This is a genomic window from Pseudomonas sp. TH31 (assembly GCF_016650815.1).
In the GTDB taxonomy this organism is placed as follows: domain Bacteria; phylum Pseudomonadota; class Gammaproteobacteria; order Pseudomonadales; family Pseudomonadaceae; genus Aquipseudomonas.
Genome location: NZ_JAEKEZ010000023.1, coordinates 148,762 through 174,697, shown reverse-complemented (window position 1 = coordinate 174,697; position 25,936 = coordinate 148,762). Strand labels below are relative to the sequence as shown.

21 protein-coding genes and 3 pseudogenes are annotated in these 25,936 nt (G+C 59.3%); 13 read left to right on the top strand and 11 right to left on the bottom strand.

What is annotated here, in order from left to right; translation table 11 throughout:
* Window positions 1-74: 74 nt before the first annotated feature.
* From JFV26_RS16955 to JFV26_RS34925, 5 genes and pseudogenes are all read right to left on the bottom strand, one after another.
* A complete protein-coding gene (locus JFV26_RS16955; RefSeq protein WP_201194111.1) occupies window positions 75-1,070 on the bottom strand; it encodes a lysylphosphatidylglycerol synthase transmembrane domain-containing protein in 996 nt (331 codons plus the stop codon).
* Window positions 1,067-1,843, bottom strand: coding sequence for a DUF2334 domain-containing protein (locus JFV26_RS16950; protein ID WP_201194109.1), 777 nt, complete (start codon window positions 1,841-1,843; stop codon window positions 1,067-1,069). Before JFV26_RS16950 ends, JFV26_RS16955 begins: the two co-directional genes overlap by 4 nt.
* Window positions 1,836-2,957 carry a glycosyltransferase family 4 protein gene (locus tag JFV26_RS16945; RefSeq protein ID WP_201194107.1) on the bottom strand — a complete coding sequence of 374 codons (1,122 nt, stop codon included), beginning with the start codon at window positions 2,955-2,957 and terminating at the stop codon, window positions 1,836-1,838. The genes JFV26_RS16950 and JFV26_RS16945 overlap by 8 nt, the downstream gene beginning before the upstream one ends.
* A 223-nt stretch (window positions 2,958-3,180) precedes the next feature.
* A complete protein-coding gene (locus JFV26_RS34930) occupies window positions 3,181-3,945 on the bottom strand; it encodes a methyl-accepting chemotaxis protein (RefSeq protein WP_375538741.1) in 765 nt (254 codons plus the stop codon).
* Between the two features lie 93 nt (window positions 3,946-4,038).
* Window positions 4,039-5,070, bottom strand: a pseudogene (locus JFV26_RS34925) (HAMP domain-containing protein); the annotation flags it as partial.
* A gap of 187 nt (window positions 5,071-5,257) precedes the next feature.
* Here JFV26_RS34925 and JFV26_RS16935 point away from each other — a divergent pair.
* The gene (locus tag JFV26_RS16935; RefSeq protein WP_201194248.1) at window positions 5,258-6,745 is read left to right on the top strand and encodes a helicase HerA-like domain-containing protein; all 1,488 of its coding nucleotides are present in this window, start codon (window positions 5,258-5,260) and stop codon (window positions 6,743-6,745) included.
* 103 nt (window positions 6,746-6,848) lie between these two features.
* Here the strand turns inward: JFV26_RS16935 and JFV26_RS16930 are convergent, their stop codons facing one another.
* Window positions 6,849-7,304 (bottom strand): DUF721 domain-containing protein, encoded by a 456-nt coding sequence (locus JFV26_RS16930; RefSeq protein WP_201194101.1) that lies wholly within the window; start codon window positions 7,302-7,304, stop codon window positions 6,849-6,851.
* A gap of 307 nt (window positions 7,305-7,611) precedes the next feature.
* Here JFV26_RS16930 and secA point away from each other — a divergent pair, with 307 nt between their 5' ends.
* The 4 genes from secA to JFV26_RS16910 all read left to right on the top strand — a co-directional run bounded on the left by secA (window position 7,612) and on the right by JFV26_RS16910 (window position 13,410).
* On the top strand, window positions 7,612-10,347 hold the full coding sequence (gene secA, locus JFV26_RS16925) for a preprotein translocase subunit SecA (RefSeq protein WP_201194099.1): 2,736 nt from the start codon (window positions 7,612-7,614) through the stop codon (window positions 10,345-10,347).
* A gap of 123 nt (window positions 10,348-10,470) precedes the next feature.
* Window positions 10,471-11,688, top strand: a complete 1,218-nt coding sequence (gene argJ, locus JFV26_RS16920; protein ID WP_201194097.1) for a bifunctional glutamate N-acetyltransferase/amino-acid acetyltransferase ArgJ — start codon at window positions 10,471-10,473, stop codon at window positions 11,686-11,688.
* Between the two features lie 148 nt (window positions 11,689-11,836).
* Window positions 11,837-12,469 carry a glutathione S-transferase family protein gene (locus JFV26_RS16915; protein WP_201194095.1) on the top strand — a complete coding sequence of 211 codons (633 nt, stop codon included), beginning with the start codon at window positions 11,837-11,839 and terminating at the stop codon, window positions 12,467-12,469.
* A complete protein-coding gene (locus JFV26_RS16910) occupies window positions 12,466-13,410 on the top strand; it encodes a Nudix family hydrolase (protein ID WP_201194093.1) in 945 nt (314 codons plus the stop codon). The genes JFV26_RS16915 and JFV26_RS16910 overlap by 4 nt, the downstream gene beginning before the upstream one ends.
* A 134-nt stretch (window positions 13,411-13,544) precedes the next feature.
* Here the strand turns inward: JFV26_RS16910 and JFV26_RS16905 are convergent, their stop codons facing one another.
* From JFV26_RS16905 to JFV26_RS16895, 3 genes are read right to left on the bottom strand one after another with little or no spacing between them, the layout of a single operon-like run.
* Window positions 13,545-14,126 carry a cob(I)yrinic acid a,c-diamide adenosyltransferase gene (locus JFV26_RS16905; protein ID WP_201194091.1) on the bottom strand — a complete coding sequence of 194 codons (582 nt, stop codon included), beginning with the start codon at window positions 14,124-14,126 and terminating at the stop codon, window positions 13,545-13,547.
* Between the two features lie 2 nt (window positions 14,127-14,128).
* The gene (locus tag JFV26_RS16900; RefSeq protein ID WP_201194089.1) at window positions 14,129-16,165 is read right to left on the bottom strand and encodes a sensor histidine kinase; all 2,037 of its coding nucleotides are present in this window, start codon (window positions 16,163-16,165) and stop codon (window positions 14,129-14,131) included.
* Window positions 16,166-16,210: 45 nt separating this feature from the next.
* On the bottom strand, window positions 16,211-17,128 hold the full coding sequence (locus tag JFV26_RS16895) for a putative 2-dehydropantoate 2-reductase (protein ID WP_201194087.1): 918 nt from the start codon (window positions 17,126-17,128) through the stop codon (window positions 16,211-16,213).
* Window positions 17,129-17,268: 140 nt separating this feature from the next.
* On the opposite strand from JFV26_RS16895, the gene JFV26_RS16890 reads away from it, so the two are divergent.
* Both JFV26_RS16890 and JFV26_RS16885 read left to right on the top strand, forming a co-directional pair.
* The gene (locus JFV26_RS16890; RefSeq protein WP_201194085.1) at window positions 17,269-17,754 is read left to right on the top strand and encodes a YajQ family cyclic di-GMP-binding protein; all 486 of its coding nucleotides are present in this window, start codon (window positions 17,269-17,271) and stop codon (window positions 17,752-17,754) included.
* A gap of 201 nt (window positions 17,755-17,955) precedes the next feature.
* Entirely contained in the window at window positions 17,956-18,798 is an 843-nt protein-coding gene (locus tag JFV26_RS16885; protein WP_201194083.1) for a mechanosensitive ion channel family protein, read from the top strand.
* A gap of 140 nt (window positions 18,799-18,938) precedes the next feature.
* On the opposite strand, the gene JFV26_RS16880 is transcribed toward JFV26_RS16885, so the two are convergent.
* Window positions 18,939-20,267: an OprD family porin gene (locus JFV26_RS16880; RefSeq protein ID WP_201194081.1), complete on the bottom strand. Its 1,329-nt coding sequence runs from the start codon at window positions 20,265-20,267 to the stop codon at window positions 18,939-18,941.
* A gap of 914 nt (window positions 20,268-21,181) precedes the next feature.
* On the opposite strand from JFV26_RS16880, the gene JFV26_RS16875 reads away from it, so the two are divergent.
* A complete protein-coding gene (locus tag JFV26_RS16875; protein WP_201194079.1) occupies window positions 21,182-21,607 on the top strand; it encodes an HIT family protein in 426 nt (141 codons plus the stop codon).
* Window positions 21,608-21,610: 3 nt separating this feature from the next.
* The gene (locus JFV26_RS16870; RefSeq protein ID WP_201194077.1) at window positions 21,611-21,817 is read left to right on the top strand and encodes a SlyX family protein; all 207 of its coding nucleotides are present in this window, start codon (window positions 21,611-21,613) and stop codon (window positions 21,815-21,817) included.
* Between the two features lie 88 nt (window positions 21,818-21,905).
* Here the strand turns inward: JFV26_RS16870 and JFV26_RS34185 are convergent, their stop codons facing one another.
* Complete coding sequence (locus JFV26_RS34185) at window positions 21,906-22,508, bottom strand: cold-shock protein (RefSeq protein ID WP_201194076.1); 603 nt, start codon at window positions 22,506-22,508, stop codon at window positions 21,906-21,908.
* 313 nt (window positions 22,509-22,821) lie between these two features.
* Between JFV26_RS34185 and JFV26_RS16860 the strand changes: the two are divergent.
* The 4 genes and pseudogenes from JFV26_RS16860 to aspS all read left to right on the top strand — a co-directional run bounded on the left by JFV26_RS16860 (window position 22,822) and on the right by aspS (window position 25,829).
* Window positions 22,822-23,291, top strand: a pseudogene (locus tag JFV26_RS16860) (Dps family protein).
* A gap of 8 nt (window positions 23,292-23,299) precedes the next feature.
* Window positions 23,300-23,551, top strand: a pseudogene (locus JFV26_RS16855) (ribbon-helix-helix domain-containing protein).
* Window positions 23,552-23,711: 160 nt separating this feature from the next.
* Window positions 23,712-23,933 (top strand): FmdB family zinc ribbon protein, encoded by a 222-nt coding sequence (locus tag JFV26_RS16850; protein WP_010457489.1) that lies wholly within the window; start codon window positions 23,712-23,714, stop codon window positions 23,931-23,933.
* Window positions 23,934-24,053: 120 nt separating this feature from the next.
* On the top strand, window positions 24,054-25,829 hold the full coding sequence (gene aspS, locus JFV26_RS16845) for an aspartate--tRNA ligase (protein WP_201194074.1): 1,776 nt from the start codon (window positions 24,054-24,056) through the stop codon (window positions 25,827-25,829).
* The last annotated feature ends 107 nt before the right edge of the window (window positions 25,830-25,936 follow it).

Below are 25,936 nucleotides of genomic sequence, written 5' to 3'. Positions count from 1 at the left end.
TCGCAGCCTTCGGCAGCTCCTACAGTTGGAATGCGTGTCCCTGTAGGAGCTGCCGAAGGCTGCGATCTTTTGCTTTATGCCTGCTTGAACTTCATCAACTTCTTGAGCAGCGGGCGGCCCAGCATCATTAAAAACACCGGCCCACCGACGACTAGATAGAAGTAATACGTCACCGCCCGCCAGATCAGAATCGCCGCCGCCGCGGTCGATTTTCCCACCATGGGCGCCAGCAACGCCGCCGACGTCAACTCCGCCGCCCCGGCACCGCCCGGCAACAAGCTGAACTGCCCGGCACTCAGCGAGAGCATCTGGATCAGAAAGGTCCAGGCCCACTGCAAATCCGCCCCCAACCCGCGTAACGCCAGATACAGCACGCTATAACGCACGGCCCAATGCAGGCAGGTCAAGGCAAACACCTTGATCAGCGTCTGATAGGGCAATTTCAGCGTGTCAGTGAACGCCGCCAGAAAATGCAGGAGCTTTCGCGCCCAACGCAGGCGCGTGGTCGCTTTGACATTCAGGCGTGCCAGCAGCCGACCGCTCAGGCGAATCAGCAGGCGATGGTAGCGAGCCACCACCACGCAACTGACCAGACCGCCAAACATCGAGACGGCGCTGACCGTCAGCAGCCACTCCATGCGTTGGCTGAGGTGCTGGAACAGTGCATAAATCAGAATCCCGCTCAGGGCACAGAGAAAGAACAGCAAGTCGCTCAACTGGTCCATGGCGAACACGGCGCTGCCCCTGGCCGGGCGCACGCCATTGCGCGCCAGCAAGGCCATGATGGTCAGCGGTCCGCCACTGCCGCCGGGTGTGGCGCAGTAGGCGAACTCGGCGGCCATCACCACCCCGAGGCTTTTGATGCGGGTGACCTTGTCGCGCTGGTCGCCGAGCAACAGGCGCAAACGCATCGTGTTGACCACCCAGCAGAGCAGGATCATGGCGAACATGATCAGCAACTCGCTCAATGGAAAGTTCTGCAGTCGCGACCAGGTTTCATTACCGCCCAGCACCAGCGGGATCAGCACCGCCGCCAGCAAGGCGAGGAACAGCAGAATGCCGCGACTCATGCGGCGCGGCCGAGACGGTCATTTTGCAGTGTCAGCCAGTTGGCCTTGGTCATCGGCACACGGCCCTCGTCGAGCAAGCGTTTAAGGGTTTGCAGCCAGTAATTGCGCGAGAATTCATGGCGCATGTCCACCGGGTGCAAGCCCAGGCGAATCACCGGTGCTTGCTGCCAGCGTTGTTCACGTTGATCGCTGACGAGTTTCGACAGACCCCGGCGCCAGGCGCTTCGGGCACTCCACACCAGCCCTGGGGCATCGATCGCAGTGAAGTCTGGCAGACGATACAGATGTTGTGGGTCGCTGGTGTAACTCAATGGCAACTGACGCAAGGCCTGACGCGTACCTTCGCTCATCAGCCAGGCGGGTGCGACAAAACCCTGCAATGGCCAACGGTAACGATCAAATACTTCAATGCCGGCGCGCAGGCGGGCAAGGGCCGCTTTCCGGGACAGGCTGTAGAACTCGCCTTCGTGAGTGTAGATCCGCCGCATAAACCAGTCCCGTGGCGTCGTTGCCGGCGGGCTGTCATCGCAGTGAAAGTAGCCGTGCAGGGCCAATTCGTCACCCAGGGCGAGGCGGCTGCTCAGCAGTCGCCGAAACCCCGGATGGGCTTGGAGGGCATTGTGTTTGTGGAAGTCGGGCACTACCAGCCAGGTCATCGGCACGCCGCCCAAGGCATCGACGGCTTCGACGAAAGGCTGGTAATCGGCCCAGGTCTGCGGTGCCACGTCATGCAGCACCAATAGCAGGGCGGGCGCGCTCATGGATTCAAGCATTGACGCTCAGCGGCCATTGGCTGCCGAGCACCGCGTGATAGTGGCCCAACAGGCTGTTGACCACCGCGTCCCAGGCGTAGTGCCGTTCCACATGTTGCCGGGCCAACTGACCCAACGCGACGCTGCCCTGACTGAACAACTCGCGCACCGCGTTGGCCATGGCCTGGGGGTTGTTGGGCGCGCACAGCAGACCACATTGAACGGTGACAATTTCCTGAAAAGCCCCGGCCGCCACAGCGATGACCGGAATGCCGCTGGCCATGGCTTCGAGGATCACCAGGCCGAAGGTCTCCTGATCGCCGGCATGTAGCAACGCATCGGCACTGGCCATCAATCGCGCGACCTGCGCCGCCGGGCAGAACTCATCGACCACCGTGACGTTGTCCGGCACCTGGGCCGGCATCGATGAACCCACCAACAGCAAGTGATAGCGAGGCCCCAGGCGTTGCATGCAACCGAGCAACACCGGCAGGTTTTTCTCCTTGGAGCCACGGCCGGCGAAGATCAGCAGCCGGGTGTCTTCATCAACCCCCAGTTCGGCCCGCAGGTCCGGATCGCGGTGACTCGGGTTAAAGGTTTGCAGGTCAACACCCAGCGGTTGCACGAACACATTGCGCACCCCCAGACCGATCAGTTTGTCCGCCATGACCTGGCTCGGCGCCAACACGCGGTCGAAGTTGCCATAGAGCTTACGGACATAGGCTTCAACATTGGTGGTTACCCAATGGCCCATGCGATTGCTGACCAACAGTGGCAAGTCCGAATGATAAAAGCCGATCACCGGCACATCGAGTTGGCGCCGGGCATCCAGCGCCGCCCAGGCGGTGAGGTAAGGGTCGCCGACTTCGATCAGGTCGGGCTGCAAATCCTGCAAGACATTGCGCCACGGCGCGAGGCGAAGGGGGAAGCGATAACCCTTGCCGAAGGGCAGGGCGGGGGCGGGAACCTTGTACACACCGTCCTGCTCGCTCAGGTGTTTGCCCGGGATCAGCAAACTGTGACGAATACCCGGTTTTACACTCAGGCGACGGTGCTTGGCATCCAGATAAGTGCGCACGCCACCGCTGGCAGGGGCGTAGAACATGGTTATGTCAGCGATATGCACGGTGAACATCCCTCCGGTCGGTGGCACTCCTTTGGTTGACCTTTATGAAGGATAGATGTTCAGGTGCGGGTTGTGGGGCGGGCGGGGTGTCAGCGGGATTTTGTGGTGTTTGCCAGACCGCTATCGCGAGCAGGCTCGCTCCCACAATGGATTTCGGTCAGACACAAATGTATTCGCACCGACGATCTACTGTGGGAGCGAGCCTGCTCGCGAAGAGGCCCGCAAGAGCGGCTTAAATACGGAAACTGCCGACCAACTGCTTCAACCGCGCAGCCTGCTGCTCAAGGTCCGAGCACGCCCGTAACGTCGACTGCAGGTTCTCCACGCCTTCCTGGTTCAGCGTGTTGATCTCGGTAATGTCGACGTTGATCGACTCCACCACCGCCGTCTGTTCCTCGGTAGCGGTGGCCACCGACTGGTTCATCCCGTCGATCTCGCCGATACGCAAGGTCACGCTGTTCAAGCGTTCGCCGGCCAGGTTGGCGATTTCCACGCTGTCCTGGCTGTGGCGTTGGCTTTCGCTCATGGTGCTCACGGATTCACGGGCACCGACTTGCAACTCCTCGATCATGGTTTGCACCTGTTGCGCCGACTCCTGAGTGCGGTGCGCCAGGTTACGAACTTCGTCGGCCACTACCGCAAACCCGCGCCCGGCTTCACCGGCACGTGCCGCTTCAATGGCCGCGTTGAGGGCCAGCAGGTTGGTTTGCTGGGAGATGCTGGTGATCACTTCGAGAATCTGCCCGATGTTCACGGTTTTGCTGTTCAGCGACTCGATGTTGGTACTCGACGCGCTGAGCATGCTCGACAGCTGATTCATCGCCTTGATGCTGCGATCCACCACTTGCTGACCGTCTTCGGCCAGGCTGCGGGCGTCGCTGGCCTGATTCGATGCTTGTGCGGCGTTGCGAGCAATTTCCTGGGCAGCGGCGCCGAGCTGGTTGATCGCTGCGGCTACGCTGTTGGTGCGCGAGGCTTGCTGGTCGGAGTTGAACATCGACGAGTTCGAGGCAGCAACCACACGCAACGCCACTTCGTTGACCTGCCCGGTAGCCGAGGACACTTCGCGAATCGACGTATGAATCCGCTCCACGAAGCGGTTGAACGCGGTGCCGAGGAGGCCGAACTCGTCCTGGTTCTGGATAGTCAGGCGTTTGGTCAGGTCGCCTTCACCGTCGGCGATGTCTTCCATGGCGCGGGTCATGACGTGCAACGGCTGGATCAGGATGCGGATCAGCATGCCGAGCAGGGCGATGATAATCGCCACGGCAATGATGGTCGCGATGATTGCCGAGGTGCGGAACTCACTGAGCATGGCGAAAGCTTTGCCCTTGTCCACGGAGAGGCCGATGTACCAGTTGACCGAGGACAGCCCTTTGATTGGGGTAAACGCCACGATGCGGGTTTTGCCATCAACCTGGATTTCGCTCGCTTGATTGCCGATGACCGGCGTGTCCTGCGGGTAGACGTCCTTGAGGGTTTTCATCACCAGCGCTTTGTCCGGGTGAACCAGGATCTTGCCGTCGGCACTGACCAGGAAGGCATAACCCATGCCGTCGAAGTCCAGCGCGTTGAGGCTGTCGGCGATCACTTGCAGGCTCAAATCGCCGCCGACCACGCCGATATTCTGTCCATCCTTGAGCACGCTGTTAACAATGGATATCACCAATTGGCCGGACGCCAGATCGATGTACGGTTCAGTCAAGGCAGAACCGCTGCTGCTCTGGGCACTCTTGTACCAAGGGCGGGCACGCGGGTCATAGCCGTCGGGCATCTTGCTGTCCGGGCGGATGATAAAGGAGCCATCCTTGTTGCCCAGGTAGGCGCCCATGAACGTTGAAGTCACCGCCTTCTGCTCAAGCAGGTTAGAGACGTTGCCAGCCTCTGGGTTCAGCGCAACGGTTTGCGACAGGTTTTCAATCAGCAGGCTGCGACCGGCCAGCCAGGTTTGAATGTTTTTGGCAGTAACGCTGCCCATTTCTTGCAGATAGTTGTCCAGATCGCGGCGAATCGCATTGCGTTGCAAATAGTCGTTGTACAACGTGAACGAGGCAAAGGCAGCAATAACGATCAGGGCGGCGGCAAGCAGGATTTTATGGCTGAAGCGCAGATTTTTGTTCATGGCTTGGGGGGTCCGCTAAGGTCTAAATGTCCAGGGCGTGCTTTTATAAAGACGCGCCAAACGGGCAGTGGTGAAAGTAAGCTGATATTCCGTCTCTCCTTAGGGAATTACCGACGCTCTTTTCAGTCTGGTCTCTCGCCTCTTTTTATCGGCCGTGAAGGATCAAAGATTAACCATGGGTGACAAAATGCCTGACTCATCGCAACTCGTTATCGGCGCCAACCTCGCGGGGCAGCCGATCGCCCAGGCCATGCGCCTGGCGAACCGTCACGGTTTGGTCGCGGGCGCCACCGGCACCGGCAAAACCGTGACCCTGCAGCGCCTGGCCGAAGCGTTTAGCGATGCCGGAGTGGCGGTATTTGCCGCCGACATCAAAGGTGATCTGTGCGGTCTCGGTGCCGCCGGCAACCCGCAAGGCAAGGTTGCCGAGCGGATCGCCGGGATGCCGTGGCTCAATTACACGCCGCAGGCGTATCCGGTGACGTTGTGGGACATTCACGGTGAGACCGGTCATCCGTTGCGCACCACCCTGAGTGAAATGGGGCCGTTGCTGATCGGCGCCCTGCTGGAGCTGACCGACAGCCAACAGTCGGCGCTGTACGCCGCGTTCAAGGTCGCGGACCGCGAAGGCCTGTTGCTGCTGGACCTCAAGGATTTGAAAGCGCTGCTCAATCACCTGCGAGACAACCCGCAATTGCTGGGCGACGACGCGGCATTAATGACCACCGGTTCCAGTCAGGCCCTGTTGCGGCGGTTGGCGACCCTGGAACAACAGGGCGCCGAAGCGCTGTTCGGCGAACCGGCGCTGCAACTTGAAGACATTCTGCAACCGGCCGCCGATGGTCGCGGGCGTATTCACCTGCTCGATGCCAGCCGTCTGGTGCACGAAGCGCCGAAGGTCTACGCGACGTTCCTGCTGTGGTTATTGGCTGAACTGTTCGAGCAACTGCCGGAGCGCGGCGATGCGGACAAACCACTGCTGGCGTTGTTTTTCGACGAGGCGCACTTGTTGTTCGCCGGCACGCCCAAGGCGTTGCAGGATCGGCTGGAGCAAGTGGTGCGGCTGATTCGCTCCAAAGGCGTCGGCGTGTATTTCGTCACCCAGTCACCGGGGGACTTGCCGGACGACGTGCTGGCGCAGCTCGGCCTGCGTGTTCAACATGGCTTGCGGGCGTTTACCGCCAGGGAGCAGAAGTCATTGCGTGCTGTGGCTGAAGGCTTCCGGCCGAACCCGGCGTTTGATGCCTTGGCGGTATTGACCGAGCTGGGGATCGGCGAGGCGCTGGTCGGCACCTTGCAGGACAAGGGCACGCCGGAGATGGTCCAGCGAGTGCTGGTTGCACCGCCGCAATCGCGGATCGGGCCGTTGACCGAAACCGAACGCACGCTGCTGATCGCCGGGTCGCCGTTCAAGGGGCGCTACGACAAACCGATCGACCGTGAATCGGCGTATGAAGTGCTGATGGCACGCAAAAACCTGGCGCCGGAGGCCGAGGCGGTGCCCGGAAAGCCTGCGCCAGAAGAGCCGAGCTTCACCGACAAGGCCGGGGAATTTCTGGGGACGGCGGCAGGGCAGGCACTTAAATCGGCGATGCGACAGGCGGCAAATCAGTTGGGCCGACAGTTGGTTCGCGGGCTGATGGGGTCATTGCTCGGCGGCAGCAAACGCCGCTAAAAGCAAAAGATCGTCCGAACGCGGCCCGAACCTTCGGCAGCTCCTACAGAGAACGCATTCCCCTGTAGGAGCTGCCGGAGGCTGCGATCTTTTGATCTTGCTTTTAATCCTTGGGTCTGGCGTGTGCCGCCAGGCGCTCCAGCGCCGCCCGCAGGTTCGGATCGGTGATGCCATCGGCCGTCGCCTGAATCGTCGCGCCGGCATCAAGGGACAAACTGATGGTATGCCCCGCCGCGCCCTGCTGAACGGTCGGCGGCTGAACCTTGAACAGAATCCGGGTCAGGCTGGCAAACTCATCAAACAGCTGCAATTGCCGTTGCAGACGCTTTTGCTGATAACGCAGGCGCGTTGCCCAGTGACCGTCGGTGACGATCAGCAGCAAACTGCCTTCGCGCCACGACGCCACATGGCAGTGCTCGCGGGCGGCGGGCTGCAACTGGCTTTCCAGCAGACGTTGTAAATGACCCAGGCGTTGAGCGTGGCCGAAGATGGCCTTCAGCGGTTTGGCTTCGCGAAGCAGAACGGCGGGTGCTCTGGCCGTAAGAGGGCGAAATGCCATGATCAGACACCTGAAGTAACAGAGCGGCCATCTTAGCAGAAAGGCCTGCCCGCACCCCACCCATCGTCCTGGCGACGCTTTATCCATTAAATCAATGGTTAACTTCGTACTTGTCCGGGTTGAAACTGGCAGAAAAGGCCTTATTGTAAGTGAGCCCCGTCACAGCGCTGTGCCAGCATCGTGGAATAACGCCACTTTCCTCTCCATCGTTTCCGGGTAGAATGCTCGTTCGCATGCGGCCATGAGGGCTGCTCGGGCGACTCACGGGGCCGCCCTCCATCCCTTTAGTGTGGAAGATCCTGCCGATATGTTTGCGCCTTTGTTAAAGAAACTTTTTGGAAGCAAGAACGAGCGTGAAGTCAAACGCATGCTCAAGACGGTGCAATTCGTCAATGCCTTCGAAGAGCAAATGGTGGCCCTTTCGGACGATCAATTGCGTGCCAAGACCGACGAGTTCAAGGCCCGCATCGCCAAAGGGGAAACCCTCGACAAGCTGCTGCCAGAAGCCTTTGCGGTCGCCCGCGAAGCCGGCAAGCGCGTCATGGGTATGCGCCACTTCGATGTCCAGCTGATCGGCGGCATGACCTTGCATGAAGGCATGATCGCGGAAATGCGTACCGGTGAAGGCAAGACCCTGGTGGCAACACTGGGTGTTTACCTGAACGCGCTGTCCGGCAAGGGCGTGCACGTTGTGACGGTGAACGACTACCTGGCCCGTCGTGACGCCAACTGGATGCGTCCGCTCTACGAATTCCTTGGCATGACGGTCGGCGTGGTCACGCCGTTCCAGCCGCCGGAAGAGAAACGCCTGGCTTACGCCGCCGACATTACTTACGGCACCAACAACGAATTCGGTTTCGACTACCTGCGCGACAACATGGCGTTCAGCATGGAAGAAAAATTCCAGCGCGAACTCAATTTTGCCGTGATCGACGAAGTCGACTCCATCCTCATCGACGAAGCCCGTACTCCGCTGATCATTTCCGGTCAGGCCGAAGACAGCTCCAAAATGTATGTCGAGATCAATAAACTGATCCCGCAGCTGGAACTGCACGTCGAAGAAGTCGAAGGCGAAGTCACCAAGGCTGGCCACTACACCGTCGATGAGAAGACCCGTCAGGTCGAGCTCAACGAAGCCGGTCACCAATTCATCGAAGATATGCTGACCCGCGTTGGCCTGCTGGCTGAAGGCGAGAGCCTGTACTCGTCGCATAACCTGGGCCTGCTGACCCACGTTTATGCCGGTCTGCGTGCGCACAAGCTGTTCCATCGCAACATCGAATACATCGTGCAGGACGGTCAGGTCGTGCTGGTTGACGAACACACCGGTCGTACCATGCCGGGTCGTCGCTTGTCCGAAGGCCTGCACCAGGCGATTGAAGCCAAGGAAGAGCTGAACATTCAGGCCGAAAGCCAGACCCTGGCCTCGACCACGTTCCAGAACTACTTCCGTCTGTACAACAAGCTGTCCGGCATGACCGGTACAGCGGACACCGAAGCGTTCGAATTCCACCAGATCTACGGTCTGTCGGTGATGGTTATCCCGCCGAACAAGCCGCTGGCGCGTAAAGACTACAACGACCTGGTGTTCCTCACCGCGGACGAGAAGTACGCCGCCATCGTCGCCGACATCAAGGAATGCATGACCCAGGGCCGTCCGGTGCTGGTGGGTACTGCGACCATTGAAACGTCTGAGCACATGTCCAGCCTGCTCGTGAAAGAAGGTATCGAACACAAGGTTCTGAACGCCAAGTTCCACGAAAAGGAAGCCGAGATCATTGCCCAGGCCGGTCGTCCAGGCGCACTGACCATCGCCACCAACATGGCCGGTCGTGGTACCGACATCCTGTTGGGCGGTAACTGGGAAGTGGAAGTGGCTTCGCTGGAAGACCCGACCCCTGAGCAAATTGCCCAGATCAAGGCTGACTGGCAGAAACGTCACCAGCAAGTGCTGGAGTCCGGTGGCCTGCAGGTGATCGCGTCCGAACGTCACGAATCGCGCCGTATCGACAACCAGTTGCGTGGTCGTGCCGGTCGCCAGGGTGACGCCGGTTCGAGCCGCTTCTACCTGTCGCTGGAAGACAGCCTGATGCGCATCTTCGCCTCTGACCGGGTGAAGAACTTCATGAAAGCCCTGGGCATGCAGTCCGGTGAAGCGATCGAGCACCGCATGGTGACCAACGCCATCGAGAAGGCCCAGCGCAAGGTCGAAGGCCGTAACTTCGACATTCGCAAGCAACTGCTCGAGTTCGACGACGTCAACAACGAACAGCGTAAAGTGATCTATCACATGCGTAACACGTTGCTGGCCGCCGACAACATCGGTGAAACCATCGCCGACTTCCGTCAGGACGTACTCAACGCTACCGTCAGTGCGCACATTCCACCGCAATCGCTGCCAGAGCAGTGGGACGTGGCCGGTCTGGAAGCCACCTTGCAGAGCGACTTCGGCGTGGCACTGCCGATTCAGCAATGGCTCGACGAAGACGATCACCTGTACGAAGAAACCCTGCGCGAGAAGCTGATGCACGAGCTGATCGCGGCGTATAACGAGAAAGAAGACCAGGCGGGCGTCGAAGCGCTGCGCAGCTTCGAGAAGCAAATCGTGTTGCGCGTTCTGGACGATCTGTGGAAAGACCACCTGTCGACCATGGACCACTTGCGTCACGGCATCCACTTGCGTGGTTACGCTCAGAAGAACCCGAAGCAGGAATACAAGCGCGAGTCCTACACGCTGTTCTCCGATCTGCTGGATTCGATCAAGCGCGACTCGATCCGTGTGCTGTCGCACGTTCAGGTTCGCCGCGAAGATCCGGTCGAAGAAGAGCAGCGCCTGCGTCAGGAAGCCGAAGCACTGGCCGCGCGCATGCAGTTCCTGCATGACGAAGCGCCAGGTCTTGAGCAACCGGAACTGCTCGGTGAAGAGGTCGATGTAGCCTTGGCTGTCGCGCCGGTACGCAACGAACAGAAGCTGGGCCGTAACGAACTGTGCTACTGCGGTTCGGGCAAGAAATTCAAGCATTGCCACGGGCAGATCCAGTAAAACCCGTTTAGTACGCTGAAATACCCGCGCCGCGACCGGCATCAGCCGTCGCGGCGTTTTGCCATTTAAACCCACCGTTCTTCCTGATGACGGTGCTGACATCATTTTTAAAGGAGCGCATTCATGGCTGTTGGTCTTGGTCCTTTGCCAACGTTGCACCCGGTTGCCGGTTTTGAACTCGGTATCGCTTCGGCCGGCATCAAGCGCCCGGGGCGCAAGGATGTCGTGGTCATGCGCTGTGCTGAAGGTTCCACGGTCGCGGGCGTGTTCACCCTGAACGCGTTTTGCGCAGCTCCCGTGATCCTGGCCAAGCAGCGTGTGCAAGGCCCGGTGCGTTACCTGCTGACCAACACCGGCAATGCCAACGCCGGCACCGGCGAACCCGGCCTGGCGGCTGCCGAGCGCACCTGCGCCAAACTGGCTGAACTGACCGGCGTCGATGCAAGCCTGGTGCTGCCGTACTCCACCGGTGTGATCGGCGAGCCACTGCCGGTCGAGAAAATCGAAGGCGCGTTGCAAGCTGCCCTCGACGACCTGTCGGTGAATAACTGGGAAGCTGCCGCCACCGGCATCATGACCACCGACACCCTGCCCAAAGGTGCCAGCCGCCAGTTCCAGCATGACGGCGTGACCATCACCGTCACCGGCATCAGCAAAGGCGCGGGCATGATTCGTCCGAACATGGCGACCATGCTCGGTTACATCGCGACCGACGCCAAAGTCTCTCGCGAGGTGCTGCAAAACCTGCTGCTGGACGGCGCCAACAAGTCGTTCAACCGCATCACCATCGACGGCGACACCTCGACCAACGACTGCTGCATGCTGATCGCCACCGGTCAGGCCGCGTTGTCGGAAATTACCAGCGCCACCGGCGAACTGTTCGCCAAGCTCAAGCAAGCCGTGTTCGAAGTCTGCATGGATGTGGCCCAGGCCATCGTGCGTGACGGCGAAGGCGCCACCAAGTTCGTGACCGTTGAAGTCAACGGCGGCGGCAATCACCAGGAGTGCCTGGACGTCGGTTACACCGTGGCCCACTCGCCGCTGATCAAGACCGCGCTGTTTGCCTCCGACCCGAACTGGGGCCGCATCCTGGCCGCTGTCGGCCGTGCCGGCGTGCCGAACCTGGACGTGAGCAAGATCGACGTGTTCCTGGGGGATGTGTGCATCGCCAGCCATGGCGCTCGCGCATCGACCTACACCGAAGCCCAGGGCTCGGCGGTGATGCAGCAGGAAGAAATCACCATCCGTATCGAGTTGGGTCGCGGCGATTGCAGCGAAACCATCTGGACCACCGACCTGTCCCACGAATACGTGAAGATCAACGCGGAGTACCGTACGTAAGACCGAGTCGCCTCATTCGCGAGCAAGCCCGCTCCCACAGTTGATCTGTGGCGTTCACAAATCTCCTGTGGGAGCGGGCTTGCTCGCGAAGGCGGACCACCAGACGCTAGAGATTCTGGCTGCTACCTTCATCAAAAGGCGCCAAAACATGAGCCTGCACCTGATCATCGGCGACAAACTGCTTTCCTCCTGGTCCCTGCGCGGTGCACTGGCCCTCGATCTGGCCGGTGCTCCTTACACCGAAGAACTGATCAAACTCGGCCAGCCGGATACCCGTGAACGCCTGCTCAAGCATTCGCCGACCGGCAAAGTCCCGCTGCTGAAAACCGAACACGGCGTCATCGCCGATTCGCTGGCGATTGCCGAGTATCTGGCCGAGCAGTTTCCCGACGCCGGTCTCTGGCCCCAAGACACCGCCGCCCGCGCCCAGGCGCGTTCGGCTTGCGCGCAGATGCACAGCGGTTTCTTTGGTTTGCGCAGCAACATGTCGTTTGACCTGAGCCGCAATGAAGCGCTGGCCTCGACCCCGGCGGATGCTCAGGCAGACATCGAGCGGATGCTGGCGTTGTGGGCTGAATGCCGCGCGGTTGCCACCGAAACCGGTCCGTTCCTGTTCGGCGGTGCGACGCTGGCCGATGCATTCTTCGCACCGATTGCCGTGCGTCTGCGCACTTATCGGGTGAAGCTGCCCGCCGTGGATGAAGCCTACGTCGAAACGATTTACCAATGGCCAGCCTTCAAGGCTTGGCACAAGGACGCTCTGGAGGAGGTAACGCAGTGAAACGAGTACACGTCGCCGCCGCTGTTATCCGTGACAGCGCCGGCAAGATCCTCATCGCCCGCCGTGCCGATACCCAGCATCAGGGCGGTTTGTGGGAGTTTCCCGGTGGCAAGGTCGAGGCCGACGAGTCCGTCGAAACGGCCCTGGCCCGTGAGCTCCAGGAAGAGTTGGGGATTATCGTCGGTGCTGCGCGACCGCTGATCAAGGTTCAACACGATTACCCGGACAAGCAGGTGTTGCTGGATGTCTGGGAAGTCTCGGTGTTTACCGGCGAGCCTCACGGCGCCGAAGGCCAGCCGTTGGAGTGGGTTGCGCCCCGTGATCTGCTGAACTACGAGTTCCCGGCGGCCAACCAGCCGATCGTTGCGGCCGCGCGGCTGCCGGCGGAGTACCTGATTACCCCGGACGACCTCGAAACCCCGGCGCTGCTACGCGGTATCCAGAAAGCCATTGCCGGTGGCATCAAGTTGATTGTGTTGCGGGCGCCCAACGGCTACGACCCTAAATACCGCGATCTGGCAGTGGATGCGGCGGGGCTGTGTGCAGGCAAGGCGCAGTTGATGATCAAAGGGCCGTTCGAGTGGCTGGGAGACTTCCCGTCCGCCGGTTGGCACATCACCGCCGCACAGTTGCGTAAGTACGCGGCGGCCGGCCGGCCGCTGCCGGCGTCGCGCTGGTTGGCGGCGTCCTGCCATAACGCTGAAGAACTGGCATTGGCCGAGCAGATGGGCGTCGACTTTGTGACCTTGTCGCCGGTGCAGCCGACCCAGACGCACCCGGATGCTCAGCCGTTGGGCTGGGAACAGGCGAAAACCCTGATTGAAGGCTTCAGCAAACCGGTGTTCCTGTTGGGTGGTGTTGGCCCGACGGAGCGTCAGAAGGCCTGGGATGCGGGAGCGCAGGGTGTGGCGGGGATTCGGGCGTTTTGGCCGGAGGCTTGATTTTGCGGTGATGCGACCGGCGCTATCGCGGGCAAGCCTTGCTCCTACAGGTTCGATGTTGTTCGCGGATTTTGTGAACGAGACAAAACCGTAGGCGCAAGGCTTGCCCGCGATGGCGTCGTCAAAGGCGCCGACTAAACCTGAGGTTTGGCCGCCGGCTGCCACAATATCTCGGCAATCCCCTGGCGCTTGGCAATCAACCTTGCCGCCACGAACAGCAAATCCGACAATCGATTGATATACGCCAGGCCAACCCCGGCCAGCGGTTCCACGGCATTCAAATGCTGACAGCGCCGTTCCGCACTGCGAGCCAGGCTGCGGCAGACGTGGGCCTGGGCAATCAGCACCGAACCGCCCGGCAGAATGAAATTCTCCAGCGGACCCAACTCTTCATTCCAGACATCAATGGCCGCTTCCAGCCGCTCGATTTCCGCTGCGTTCAGTGCCTGATACACCGGCATCGCCAGTTCACCGCCAAGGTCGAACAGCCGATGCTGACAGGGCGCCAGCACCTCGATCACTTCGTTCAAACCCGGATACGTGACGCTTTCAGTGGCCAACCCGGCCAGCAACACGCCAACCTGACTGTTCAGCGTATCGACTTCGCCAATCGCTTCGATCCGCGGGTGATCCTTGGCCACGCGTCGGCCATCGCCCAGGCCGGTTTCGCCTTTGTCGCCGGTGCGGGTGTAAATCTTCGACAAGCGAAAGCCCATGGTTACCTCGGTAGCTGATTGAGTTCTTGAGAGACGAGCGGGGTGCCCGCCAACGGCAGGCGCAAGGTAAAGCAGGTGCCTTGGCCCAGGGTCGACTGCACTTCCATCTGACCCTTGTGGTTGTTGGTGATGATGAAATACGACACCGACAGCCCAAGGCCGGTGCCCTGGCCGATTTCCTTGGTGGTGAAGAACGGTTCGAAGGTGCGTTTGCGCACGTTCTCGCTCATGCCGACGCCGTTGTCCTCGACCTGGATTTCCGCCCAGGGCGGATTGAGCTTGGTGCGCAGGATTATCCGCCCCGGTTCGCGGTCGTCTTCGCGTTGATGAATGGCCTGGGCAGCGTTTTTCAGCAAGTTGAGCAGCACCTGTTCCAGTTCGTTGGCGGTGCCGGGCACCGGGCCCAGCGCCGGGTCGAACTGGCGAATGATCGCCTGGCCCTTGAAGTCGAAGCCGATGGCCAGGTCAAAGTCATTGCCGGCGATGTCCACCGCTTGATCGATCAATGCCGGCAGGTCGCACGGCGCCATTTGCCGGGTGCTGCGACGGCTGAAGCTGAGCATGTGCGTGACAATCTTTGCCGCCCGTGCGCCGGCCTGCTGGATGCCATCGAGCAACTGCGGCACTTCCCGGCCTTGCAGGTAGCGATTGACCACGTCCAGTTCGATCCCCAGTTGTTCGGCGGTTTCGAGGTTTTTCGGCAGTTCGGGAGACAGGCGTCGACGGATGTTCTGCACGTTGTGCAGGATCGCGCCCAGCGGGTTGTTGATTTCGTGGGCCATACCGGCCGCGAGGCCACCGACCGAGAGCATTTTTTCCGACTGCACCATCATTTCTTCCAGGGACAAACGCTGGGTGATGTCATCGATCCGGATCACCACGCCGCGCCCGGCACCCCCCATCAGCGGGTAGAAGGTCAGGGCGTAGTGCTTGGGTTCGTCGTCCTTGAACCAGGTCACCCGCTCGATCTTGGCCACGGTGTGCTGCTCGACGGTTTGCTTGAGTTGCGGCAGAAACGGCTTGAGCGGTTCGAACGCCAGGAAGATCGGCTGGTTCAGTGCTTCATCCAGGCGCGTGCCGGACAAGGCGCTGGCTTCCTGATTCCACTGGGTTACGTAGAGCTGCTCGTCGAGGGCGATCAACGCCGATGGCATGGAGTCGATGATGCTGTTGAGGTAGTTCTGGAAACCGGTGAGCTTCTTCTCTATCTTGCTCCGGACCTGGACTTCCAGTTCCAGCTTGCGGTTGGTATGGCGGGTTTCTTCCGCCAGGCCCTGGGCCTGATCGTAAGCGGCCTGGGAATCGTCCCGGGCGCGTTTGAGCTGCTGCTCCCGGGCTTCAATGCGCGAGAGCATGGTATTGAACGCCTCGGCGAGGCTGCCGATTTCATCGTGGTTGCCCCGGGAGGCGCGCAGGGCGTAGTTTTCTTCGCGGGTGACCTGCCGGGACAGCTCTTCGAGTTCATGAATCGGTCGGGTAATCAGGCGTTTGATCTGCCGGGCGATCACCAGCCACAGCAGCACGCTGAAGATCAGGATTCCCAGGCTCGCAGTCAGGGTCCCGGTGTAGAACGCCATCGGTAGTTCGCTGCTGGCCACCAGGAGCAGGTGGCCTGGATCGGTGCCGGGGCGGGGCAGGGTGATGATTTGATTGCTGCGAAACTCTGTGGCTTGCCAGGCTTCGATGTGCTTGTAGCGCTCGGGCAGCCTGAGCTTGTCGCCGTGCTGCAATTGCGCCAGGCGTTCGCCGTTGCCGTCATAGAGCGCCGCAGCACGCAACGGTGAATAGCTGTTGAGTTCGTTGAGCAGGCGATCGGCGCTTTGTGGCGACTTCAATGCCTCGGACACCAGGCTCGGGTTGGACACCAGTCGACCGATGGTCTGCAAGGCCTGGGGCGCCATGCTTTCCTGGGAAATGTAATACGCGGCGCTGATAAAGGTCAGGTTGGCGACCAGCAGGACGGTGATCAACAGCACCAGCAGGGCGGCCAGCAGTTTCTGGCCGACGGGAAGGTTTTCGAGGCGCTGGCGCAGTGGCATCAGGTTCATCGCTGCAAAGGAACAAGTGGCCAGCGTAGCCGCTGCTCAGTCGCTGGGCAATCCAAGGCTGTGCAGATGGGTGACCAACCTTGATTCAAGCTGATGGAGATGCGGCAGGTTCAGTTGGTGTCGGGCCGCGACTTTGCAGACATGACCCAATAGGTAGCTGATTTCGGTCCGGCGCTGATGGGCCACATCCTGATACATCGAGGAGTAATTGGCGGCGGTGGCCTGGATCACCCGCTCGACTTCCTGTTGCAGGTGTTCGGCGGCAGCCGGTTGGCCGCAACGCTCCAGCAAGTCGGTCAGCTCGGCGCAGAGGGTGGCGACTTCGCACTGGTGCTGCTGTAAACCGCCGTTGCGACAGTCGTGCAGCACGGTCAGTGGGTTGATCGCACAGTTGAGCGCAAGTTTTCGCCACAGGCGGGTCAGGATCTCGGTGCTCCACTCGTGGGGAATCCCGGCGGCGCTCAAATCATCCAGCCAGATCGGCGCAACCGGATGACCGGCGTCCCCCAGCCAGGTGTAACCATGACCGGCGAACACCACGCGCCAGTCGCCATCACGAAACGCACCTTCGGTGCTCGACGCGCTGATGCAGCGAGCCTGAGGCACGCGTGCGGCAACGGCATCCTGGCTGCCGAGGCCGTTCTGTAACAGAATCAGCTCGGCGCCAGGGGCCAGGCGCGGCGCCAGTCGGGCCACGGCTTTTTCGGCGTCGTAGGCTTTGCAGGCCACCAGCAGTCGACTGATCGGCTCATCGCCGTCGGGCGTTTCGCCGGGTATGTCATAGGTTTTTGCTACACCGTGTTCCACCAGCGTCAGACCGCCGGCCGCTTGATAGGCCTGCAAGCGTTGCTCATCTCGCACGATCAGCCGGACTGCAACCCCGGCCCGTGCCAGGCGTGTGGCCCACAACGTGCCGAGGCTGCCGGCGCCCAGAATATGCCAGGTGGTGGACATCAGCTTTTTGCTCGGTTTGAGGCAGGCATGTGAGGCTCGCAGTATCGGTGGGGAAAGACCCGTTATAATGAGCCCGATTTTAACCGCAAGCCAAGCACGCTCCATCGCTATCGAGCGTGCCTTTTTATTGGAGAAACTACATGCCGTCGTTCGACGTGGTATCCGAACTGGACAAACACGAAGTCACCAACGCGGTCGAGAACGCCGTCAAGGAACTCGATCGTCGTTATGACCTGAAAGGCAAGGGCACCTTCGAGTTCAAGGAAAAGGACCTGGCTGTCAACCTGACCGCTGAAGCCGATTTCCAGCTCGAAGCGATGATCGAGATCCTCAAGCTGGCTCTGGTCAAGCGCAAAATCGATGTGCAGTGCCTTGAAGTCAAGGACGCCTACGCATCGGGCAAGCTGATGAAACAGGAAGCCGTTCTCAAGGAAGGCATCGACAAAGAGCTGGCGAAGAAAATCGTCGCTCACGTCAAGGACGCCAAGCTCAAGGTCCAGGCCGCCATTCAGGGCGAGCAGGTGCGTATCACCGGCAAGAAGCGTGACGATTTGCAGGAAGCCATCGCGGCCCTGCGCGCGAAGACGTTCGACATGCCGCTGCAGTTCAACAACTTCCGCGACTAAGCTCTCACCGCGGGAACCTGTGGGAGCGGGCTTGCTCGCGAAGGGGCCGTATCAGCCAACATCACTGTTGAATGACACACCGCGTTCGTCGGAACGCCGCCCGGAGCAAGCCCGCTCCCACCTTGATTGTGCTTAACCCGGCGGGCCTTTTCTGCCGCTTATTTTTCGCGTGCCGGATGGCCGGAAATCAGGAGAAAGTAGATGGACTTGAATACTGAAGTGGACAATCTGGTCAAGGCGTCTCAAGCCTGGATTCCGATGATCATGGAATACGGCAGCCGCGTGTTGCTGGCAGTGATTACCCTGGCCATCGGCTGGTGGTTGATCAATAAGGTCGCGCAAAAGCTCGGCGGGTTGCTCGCACTGCGTAACGCTGACCTGGCGTTGCAGGGCTTTATCAGCAGCCTGGCCAACATCATTCTCAAGGTGCTGCTGATTGTCAGCGTCGCCTCGATGATCGGAGTTGAAACCACTTCGTTCGTGGCAGCTATCGGTGCGGCCGGCCTGGCCATCGGTCTGGCTTTGCAGGGCAGCCTGGCGAACTTCGCTGGCGGGGTATTGATTCTGTTGTTCCGTCCATTCCGCATTGGTGACTGGATCGAGGCTCAAGGCACGGCAGGTACTGTCGACAGCATTCAGATCTTTCATACGATCCTGCGTACGGGCGACAACAAGACAGTCATCGTGCCTAACGGTGTACTGTCCAACGGCATTATCACCAATACCAACCGTCAGCCGACTCGTAAAGTCGTGTTCGATGTCGGCGTGGACTACGAAGCGGACCTGCAGAAAGCCCGTGAAGTGTTGCTGGAACTGGCTAAAGACGAGCGAATCATGACCGAGCCTGCACCGCAGGCTGTTATTTCGACCCTCGGCGACAGTTCGATTACTGTTTCGCTGCGTGTTTGGGTCAAGACCGCGGACTACTGGGATGTGATGTTCCTGTTCAACGAACAATCCCGCGATCGTTTGAAGACCGCCGGTATTAATATTCCATTACCACAGCGGGTTATTCGCGTGGTTCAGGAAGCATCGGTGAATTGAGGTTGAGTTCAATTAATGCCTGACTGACGAGTCAGGCGATATTGAGTAGCAAGCTAACCATTAAAGTGCTGTGCAACAGTTAAAAAAAAGGCCCATCCGAAGATGGGCCTTTTTTATGCTTACTAACTAACCAACTGCGATTACAAGATCGACAGTGGGTAGTCAACGATCAGGCGGAACTCGTTGATGTCGCCTTCTTTCTCGTCGGCGTTGGCACGGTGCCATGCTTGACGAATACGGAACGACAGGTCTTTAGCTGGGCCAGTCTGTACTACGTACTTGGCTTCCAGGTTGGTTTCGTGGTGTTTGCCATCTTCGCCGTACAGGCCAGCGTAAGCAGAACCTGCTGGAGTTTTGGTACCGTCGATGTCCCAACCTTTAACGTAACGGGTCATGAAGCTCAGACCAGGAACGCCGTACTCGGCCATTTTCAGGTCGTAACGGATTTGAGCCGATTTCTCGCCTGCGCCGTTAAAGTCGGAATACTGGATGGAGTTGGCGAGGAAAATCGAGTCGCCACCACGGTTGTTCGTACCTACACCGATATAGTCGAACGGCGTGTCACCGTTAACCTTCTGGAAAGCGACGGTCAGGGTGTGTGCTTTCAAGAACGAGTAAGCCGCGGCCAGGGAGAAGGCGGTGTTGCTGATTTCGCCTGCTTTTGCGCTACCGGTGTCGGTGGTGCGGTAGATGTTACCGTCCAGGTTAACCGACTGATCGCCACCCAGCGGGATGGTGTAGTTCATGTTGGCGTAGTACTGGTTCCAGATGTCTTCCAGTTTTGCGCCATACAACGATGCGGTCAGGTTGTCGGTGATGCCGTACTTGCCGCCGACGTAGTCGATGGAGCTGGCTTCTACACCGGCGTAGGTCGCATACAGGCCGCCGTCACGGGCGTTGCGGTCCTGGCTGGTGGACGAGGTGAAGTGGCCGCCTTCGAGGTCAAGGTCTTTGACTTCACTGCTTTGCAGTTGGAAACCGCTGGCAGTTTGAGGAAGGATACGGGAACCACCAACAGCGAACACTGGAGCAGTGCTTGGCTGCATGTCACCGATTTTCAGCTCGGTTTTGGAAATGCGGAATTTAACAGCAGCGCCGGCTTTGCCTTGGCTGTTGTTAACGTGGCCATCGGCGTCGCGGCTCATGTTGCCGGTGCCGCCAGTGCCGTCGCCACCGTCCAGTTTGATTGCCAGGTAACCGAACGCATCAATGCCGACGCCAACAGTCCCTTGGGTGTAGCCAGAGCTGAAGTTGCCCAAAATGCCCTGGGTCCAGTCTTTCTGGTCGTTCGCGCCGTTTTTGTTGTCACGGTTAAAGTAGTAGTTACGAACCAGCAGGTCTAACTTGCTGCCATCTACAAAACCTTTGGCTTCAGCCTGGTCACTTACGAAAGGTGCGGCCGTAGCCAATTGAGTACTGGCGGCTGCTGCAACTGCCAGTGCGATCATGCTCCACTTCATCACGCGCATCGTGATTTGCTCCTTTGGTTTTAGAAGAGTACTGCCGTCCCACCTGTTTTATTATCTGGGCGGCTCTTTCTTTTTGTGTCGGCGCAAACTTATATCACGCCGACAATGTTGGCGATACTTGCGTATCTAACCTTTCAGCTTCTTTACGACCCTGTCGCAAACGGCTCGGTAGATGTCGCAAATTCACTGCCCCGACGCAACCGGATTGACAACTTTAGCGTTGTTTTTCTGGGTTTGAGCATCGGTAAAAAGAGTCCCTGGTGAAACGTTTGAATCTCCATCGGGCAACCCTGCCACTGTTTTTATTTGCCTTAAGGTTCCCACTTCCAGCGGGGCGCTTATAGGCGATATGGGTGTGAATGCAACAAGCGTGCTCAAACCGGAAATCCGCAGCTGTTTTTTTCTGTGGGCCTGCTTGCTGCTGTAAAAACCTCATAAAATCGGGGGTTTCAAGTGCGTTTTGTTTGCACTTGACGCCATGGTTTGCATGGTGTTGCCACATCGCGCTCCTCGGGCGACCACAAAAAACGTTACCGGTTCACACCAAAAGTGAGTAATTGGCGCAACCCGACGCACTCAGCGTAGACGCGCTGTGCGGTTTTGGTGCAAAAAATTTTAATCGCTGTACCGAATTCACACAGTGCGCACGTTCAGGGCATGAAAACGTACGGATATCAGTGGGTCATTCCAGCGTTTTTTTTGTGGTTATCGGTTCTGTAATGGTGCGCTCCAGTAAAAAATGTCTCATGTCGGGGCGCTTGTCCCGCGTTGCTGAATAGGCCGCTCTGGCCATGAGTACGGTTCGTCGTGAAGCCCGGGGCATTCGCAGGTATGCTGCCGTCCTGTCGCTTGGCGCGCAGCCTCGGATGAGGGGCGCTAAGCTGAAAATGATGAAACCGGCGGGAGTGCGCACAGTGTTCGCTTTAGATCCACGACTTCAACAAGACACGTTACCGATCGGGGACTTCCCCCTCTGCCGGTTGCTCTTGTCCAACGATTCGAACTACCCCTGGTTCATCCTGGTGCCACGACGGGAGGATATCAGCGAGTTATTTCAGTTAGATGTCGCAGATCAACAGCAGTTGTGGCAGGAAACCACCGCCCTGGCGGAGATGCTCAAGGACTCGTTCGACGCCGACAAGCTGAACGTTGCCGCCCTGGGTAACGTTGTCAGTCAACTGCATATGCATGTGATTGTGCGCAAGCGTGAGGATGCCGCCTGGCCAGCCCCGGTCTGGGGCAAGCACCCGGCCAAGCCCTACAGTGACGAACAGGTCGCGGTGATTCGCGAACGGCTGCGCCTGGTCTTGACCGACAAATTCACGTTTCTGGAGGGCTGAGACATGGGCCTGGAAGAGCGCGTCAACGATCTGGAAAGCCAACTGGCGTTCCAGGACGACACCATTCAGTCATTGAACGATATCCTGGTCACGCAACAGCGAGTGGTCGAGCGCCTGCAACTGCAAATGGCTGCGCTGCTGAGGCGCCAGGAAGAAATGGTCGGCCAGTTCGAATCTTCCGAGGAAGAGGCGCCACCGCCGCACTACTGACTCAAAGGCATTGAGTCTCCGGCTAAAAGCCGACGCAATAAAAAACCGCGAACAGCCAGGCTGCTCGCGGTTTTTTTATCGCCTGGAATCAGCGACGGGGCAATGCGGCAATCACATCTTCGGCCTGCAGGCCTTTGTCGCGATTCATCACGGAGAACTCCACGCGCTGGCCTTCGACCAGGACGCGGTGACCTTCGCCACGAATGGCCCGGAAGTGCACGAAAATATCATCGCCGGAGTCGCGGGAAATAAAGCCGAAGCCTTTGGAGGTGTTGAACCACTTGACGGTGCCGGTATCGCGGTTGCTCATGTCATAGCTTGGCGAGGCGGCGGACGGTGACGATTTGTAGAAGCTGATGGCCAGGTGCAGGAGCACGGCGACCAGGGTAATGACCAGACTGAACAGCACCGCAGGTTGACCGGCGATAACCGGCATCGGTGCGATCAACGTCAGGGTTTGCAATACGACAGCCAGGACCAGCAGGGAGCTGACCAGGTTTTGCAGTTGATGACGAGGACCTTTGTTCCAGTAAGGAATAACCGGAGCGAGGGTCAGGTTGAGCAGGCCGAAAAAGGCCAGGTACAGCGCATCGGGTTGTTGCAGGTAAGGTACGGCTTCGGATCGCAGGCTAGGGATGAAGGACAGCAGCAAGGCCGCTGCGCCCATTAGCAGGTGGACGATTTTCAACATTTTGATTGACTCACGTTAAGACGGATCACAAGGAGGAGCTGATTGAGCGCGGTTCGCTTCAGAACAATAAGAGGCGGTGGACACGCACCCGGTACCAGCCTATGCGCGACACCCCGAAAAATAGGGACATGGCGACACACTGCCTATTTAACAGCAAAGGCTGCGGCTACTCAAATCAGGGAGTCCGGCGGTGCCCCCCCCATAGTCGATTTGTCGCAGGCCTGTCGGCCCTGCAAAGCAGCGGTGTGTCCATAGCCTTGCTACAGTGGTCCTGCACTTGTTGGATGAATTTCATCACCTTTAGGGGGTAAACATGGCAATTGATATCGGTATCAGCGAGGCGGATCGCAAGTCCATCGTCGACGGGCTGTCGCGCCTGCTGTCGGACACCTATGTGCTGTATTTGAAAACCCACAACTTCCACTGGAACGTCACAGGGCCCATGTTTCGGACCCTGCACTTGATGTTCGAAGAGCAATACACCGAACTGGCCCTGGCGGTCGATTCAATTGCCGAGCGAATCCGTGCGTTGGGTTTTCCCGCACCCGGTGCCTATTCGGTTTATGCGCGTCTGTCTTCCATCAAAGAAGAGGAGGGCGTGCCCACTGCCGAAAACATGATCAAGCAACTGGTCGACGGCCAGGAAGCGGTAACCCGCACCGCGCGGGGATCTTCCCGTTGCTGGACAAAGTCAGTGACGAGCCAACGGCGGACTTGCTGACCCAGCGTATGCAGGTCCATGAGAAAACCGCGTGGATGCTGCGCTCCTTGCTGGATCAGTAACAACGCCGGTGCGCGGATGGCGCCGGGGGAGGCGTTGTGCGCGCACCTTTTTTCGGTCGGTGCGTTTGAAACGGTTTTGCGGCCTGTCTGCGGCTGGAGCAGGTCTATCGGGATATCGTGAGTGAAATGGCCACGCTCAATGGCTGCTCGATCAGTGCCCCGTTGTCCCACGTGGACCGCGAGGTTCATCTGCGTCACGGCGAGTGAAGAATTTCACCGAGCTGGTACCTGTGGTCTGCGTTGTACACAGCCTGAAGTAGTGCGCGCCCCTTGCCTGGCTCACCTGTGTGGTGGCCAGAGTGGGCGGTGTGTCGGTCTGTGCAGTCTACGGCTGCACAGGCTGCATTTAATGGATATAATCCCGCTCTTTGCCGCAAAACCCTGCGTATGCGGTAGCAATCTGATCGCCGAGACAACCCCATGCCGATGTACGACTATCAATGTGCTTCCTGTGGTCATCAGTTGGAAGCCATTCAAAAGATCAGCGCAGCACCGCTGGTCGACTGCCCTGCGTGCCAGGCACCAGAGCTCAAGAAGATGCTGTCCATGCCGGGTTTCCGCCTCAGTGGCACCGGCTGGTACGAAACCGACTTCAAGACCGGTTCCAAGAAGAATCTGGCCGGCGGCGACAAAGCTGACTAAGGTCTGGAACCTGAGTTGAACGACACGAGTGAGCTCTTGCATCATCAGCACCTTTAATAGGGGCCGGATGTTCGCCAGGTCTCCAAACGAATTTCGATTACGAGAAGTGAAACCACTACCATGATGCGCAGCCATTATTGCGGCCAGCTGAACGAAGCCCTGGAAGGCCAGGAAATTACTCTTTGCGGTTGGGTACACCGTCGCCGTGACCACGGTGGGGTGATTTTCCTCGATATCCGTGATCGTGATGGTCTGGCCCAGGTGGTGTTCGATCCGGACCGCGCCGAAACCTTCGCCGCCGCCGACCGCGTGCGCAGCGAATATGTGGTCAAGGTCACCGGCAAGGTGCGCCTGCGTCCGGCCGGTGCCACCAACGCCAACATGGCGTCGGGCATGATCGAAGTGCTGGGCTACGAACTGGAAGTGTTGAACGAATCGGAAACCCCGCCGTTCCCGCTCAACGAGTTCTCCGACGTTGGCGAAGAAACCCGCCTGCGCTATCGCTTCCTCGACCTGCGTCGCCCGGAAATGCTTGAAAAGTTGCGTCTGCGTTCGCGCATGACCACCAGCATCCGTCGCTTCCTGGATGAAAACGGCTTCCTCGACGTAGAGACGCCGATCCTGACCCGTGCCACCCCGGAAGGCGCGCGCGACTACCTGGTGCCGAGCCGCACCCACGCCGGTTCGTTCTTCGCCTTGCCGCAATCGCCACAGTTGTTCAAGCAGCTGCTGATGGTCGCCGGCTTCGACCGCTACTACCAGATCGCCAAGTGCTTCCGTGACGAAGACCTGCGGGCTGACCGCCAGCCGGAATTCACCCAGATCGACATCGAGACCAGCTTCCTCGATGAAAAAGAGATCATGGGCATCACCGAGCAAATGATCCGCAACCTGTTCAAGGAAGTACTGGATCTGGAATTCGGCGACTTCCCGCACATGACCTTCGAAGAAGCCATGCGTCGTTACGGTTCCGACAAGCCGGACCTGCGTAACCCGCTGGAACTGGTGGACGTTGCCGACCAACTGAAAGAAGTCGACTTCAAGGTGTTCAGCGGCCCGGCCAACGACCCGAAATGCCGCATTGCCGCCTTGCGCGTTCCAGGCGGGGCGAGCATGCCGCGCAAGCAGATCGACGACTACACCAAGTTCGTCGGCATCTACGGTGCCAAGGGCCTGGCGTACATCAAGGTCAACGAGCGCGCCAAGGGTGTTGAAGGCCTGCAGTCGCCAATCGTCAAGAACATCCCTGAAGCCAACCTCAACGTGATCCTTGATCGTGTTGGCGCGGTCGATGGCGACATCGTGTTCTTCGGCGCCGACAAGTCGAAGATCGTTAGCGAAGCCCTGGGTGCACTGCGGATCAAGGTCGGCAACGATCTGGACCTGCTGACCTGCAAGTGGGCGCCGATGTGGGTCGTCGACTTCCCGATGTTCGAAGAAAACGACGACGGCAGCTTCAGTGCCTTGCACCATCCGTTCACCGCGCCGAAGTGCACTCCGGAAGAACTGGAAGCCAACCCGGCGACCGCTCTGTCCCGTGCCTACGACATGGTCCTGAACGGTACCGAGCTGGGTGGCGGTTCGATCCGTATCCACCGCAAGGAAATGCAGCAGACGGTGTTCCGTCTGTTGGGTATCGATGAAGCGGAACAGGAAGAGAAATTCGGCTTCCTGCTCGATGCCCTGAAATACGGCGCGCCGCCCCACGGTGGCCTGGCTTTCGGTCTGGACCGCCTGGTGATGCTGATGACCGGCGCCCAGTCGATCCGTGAAGTCATTGCCTTCCCGAAAACCCAGAGTGCTGCCGATGTAATGACTCAGGCTCCGGGTGTTGTAGATGCCAAGGCATTGCGCGAACTGCACATTCGTCTGCGCGAAACGCCAAAGGCTGAGTAAGGCTGACCCTGAAGGCGCATCCTTATGGGATGCGCCTTTTTTACAGGTCGAGATTTTTTTGTTGCTGGCGGCGCGAAGACGCGCGGCGGGCAATGTTCCAAAGAGAA

Bases quoted from the DNA above. Each gene is read 5' to 3' on its own strand.
- JFV26_RS16955 (WP_201194111.1), bottom strand. From the start codon at position 1,070: ATGAGTCGCGGCATTCTGCTGTTCCTCGCCTTGCTGGCGGCGGTGCTG.
- JFV26_RS16950 (WP_201194109.1), bottom strand. From the start codon at position 1,843: ATGCTTGAATCCATGAGCGCGCCCGCCCTGCTATTGGTGCTGCATGAC.
- JFV26_RS16945 (WP_201194107.1), bottom strand. From the start codon at position 2,957: ATGTTCACCGTGCATATCGCTGACATAACCATGTTCTACGCCCCTGCC.
- JFV26_RS34930 (WP_375538741.1), bottom strand. From the start codon at position 3,945: ATGTTCAACTCCGACCAGCAAGCCTCGCGCACCAACAGCGTAGCCGCA.
- JFV26_RS16935 (WP_201194248.1), top strand. From the start codon at position 5,258: ATGCCTGACTCATCGCAACTCGTTATCGGCGCCAACCTCGCGGGGCAG.
- JFV26_RS16930 (WP_201194101.1), bottom strand. From the start codon at position 7,304: ATGGCATTTCGCCCTCTTACGGCCAGAGCACCCGCCGTTCTGCTTCGC.
- secA (WP_201194099.1), top strand. From the start codon at position 7,612: ATGTTTGCGCCTTTGTTAAAGAAACTTTTTGGAAGCAAGAACGAGCGT.
- argJ (WP_201194097.1), top strand. From the start codon at position 10,471: ATGGCTGTTGGTCTTGGTCCTTTGCCAACGTTGCACCCGGTTGCCGGT.
- JFV26_RS16915 (WP_201194095.1), top strand. From the start codon at position 11,837: ATGAGCCTGCACCTGATCATCGGCGACAAACTGCTTTCCTCCTGGTCC.
- JFV26_RS16905 (WP_201194091.1), bottom strand. From the start codon at position 14,126: ATGGGCTTTCGCTTGTCGAAGATTTACACCCGCACCGGCGACAAAGGC.
- JFV26_RS16900 (WP_201194089.1), bottom strand. From the start codon at position 16,165: ATGCCACTGCGCCAGCGCCTCGAAAACCTTCCCGTCGGCCAGAAACTG.
- JFV26_RS16895 (WP_201194087.1), bottom strand. From the start codon at position 17,128: ATGTCCACCACCTGGCATATTCTGGGCGCCGGCAGCCTCGGCACGTTG.
- JFV26_RS16890 (WP_201194085.1), top strand. From the start codon at position 17,269: ATGCCGTCGTTCGACGTGGTATCCGAACTGGACAAACACGAAGTCACC.
- JFV26_RS16885 (WP_201194083.1), top strand. From the start codon at position 17,956: ATGGACTTGAATACTGAAGTGGACAATCTGGTCAAGGCGTCTCAAGCC.
- JFV26_RS16880 (WP_201194081.1), bottom strand. From the start codon at position 20,267: ATGCGCGTGATGAAGTGGAGCATGATCGCACTGGCAGTTGCAGCAGCC.
- JFV26_RS16870 (WP_201194077.1), top strand. From the start codon at position 21,611: ATGGGCCTGGAAGAGCGCGTCAACGATCTGGAAAGCCAACTGGCGTTC.
- JFV26_RS34185 (WP_201194076.1), bottom strand. From the start codon at position 22,508: ATGTTGAAAATCGTCCACCTGCTAATGGGCGCAGCGGCCTTGCTGCTG.
- JFV26_RS16850 (WP_010457489.1), top strand. From the start codon at position 23,712: ATGCCGATGTACGACTATCAATGTGCTTCCTGTGGTCATCAGTTGGAA.
- aspS (WP_201194074.1), top strand. From the start codon at position 24,054: ATGATGCGCAGCCATTATTGCGGCCAGCTGAACGAAGCCCTGGAAGGC.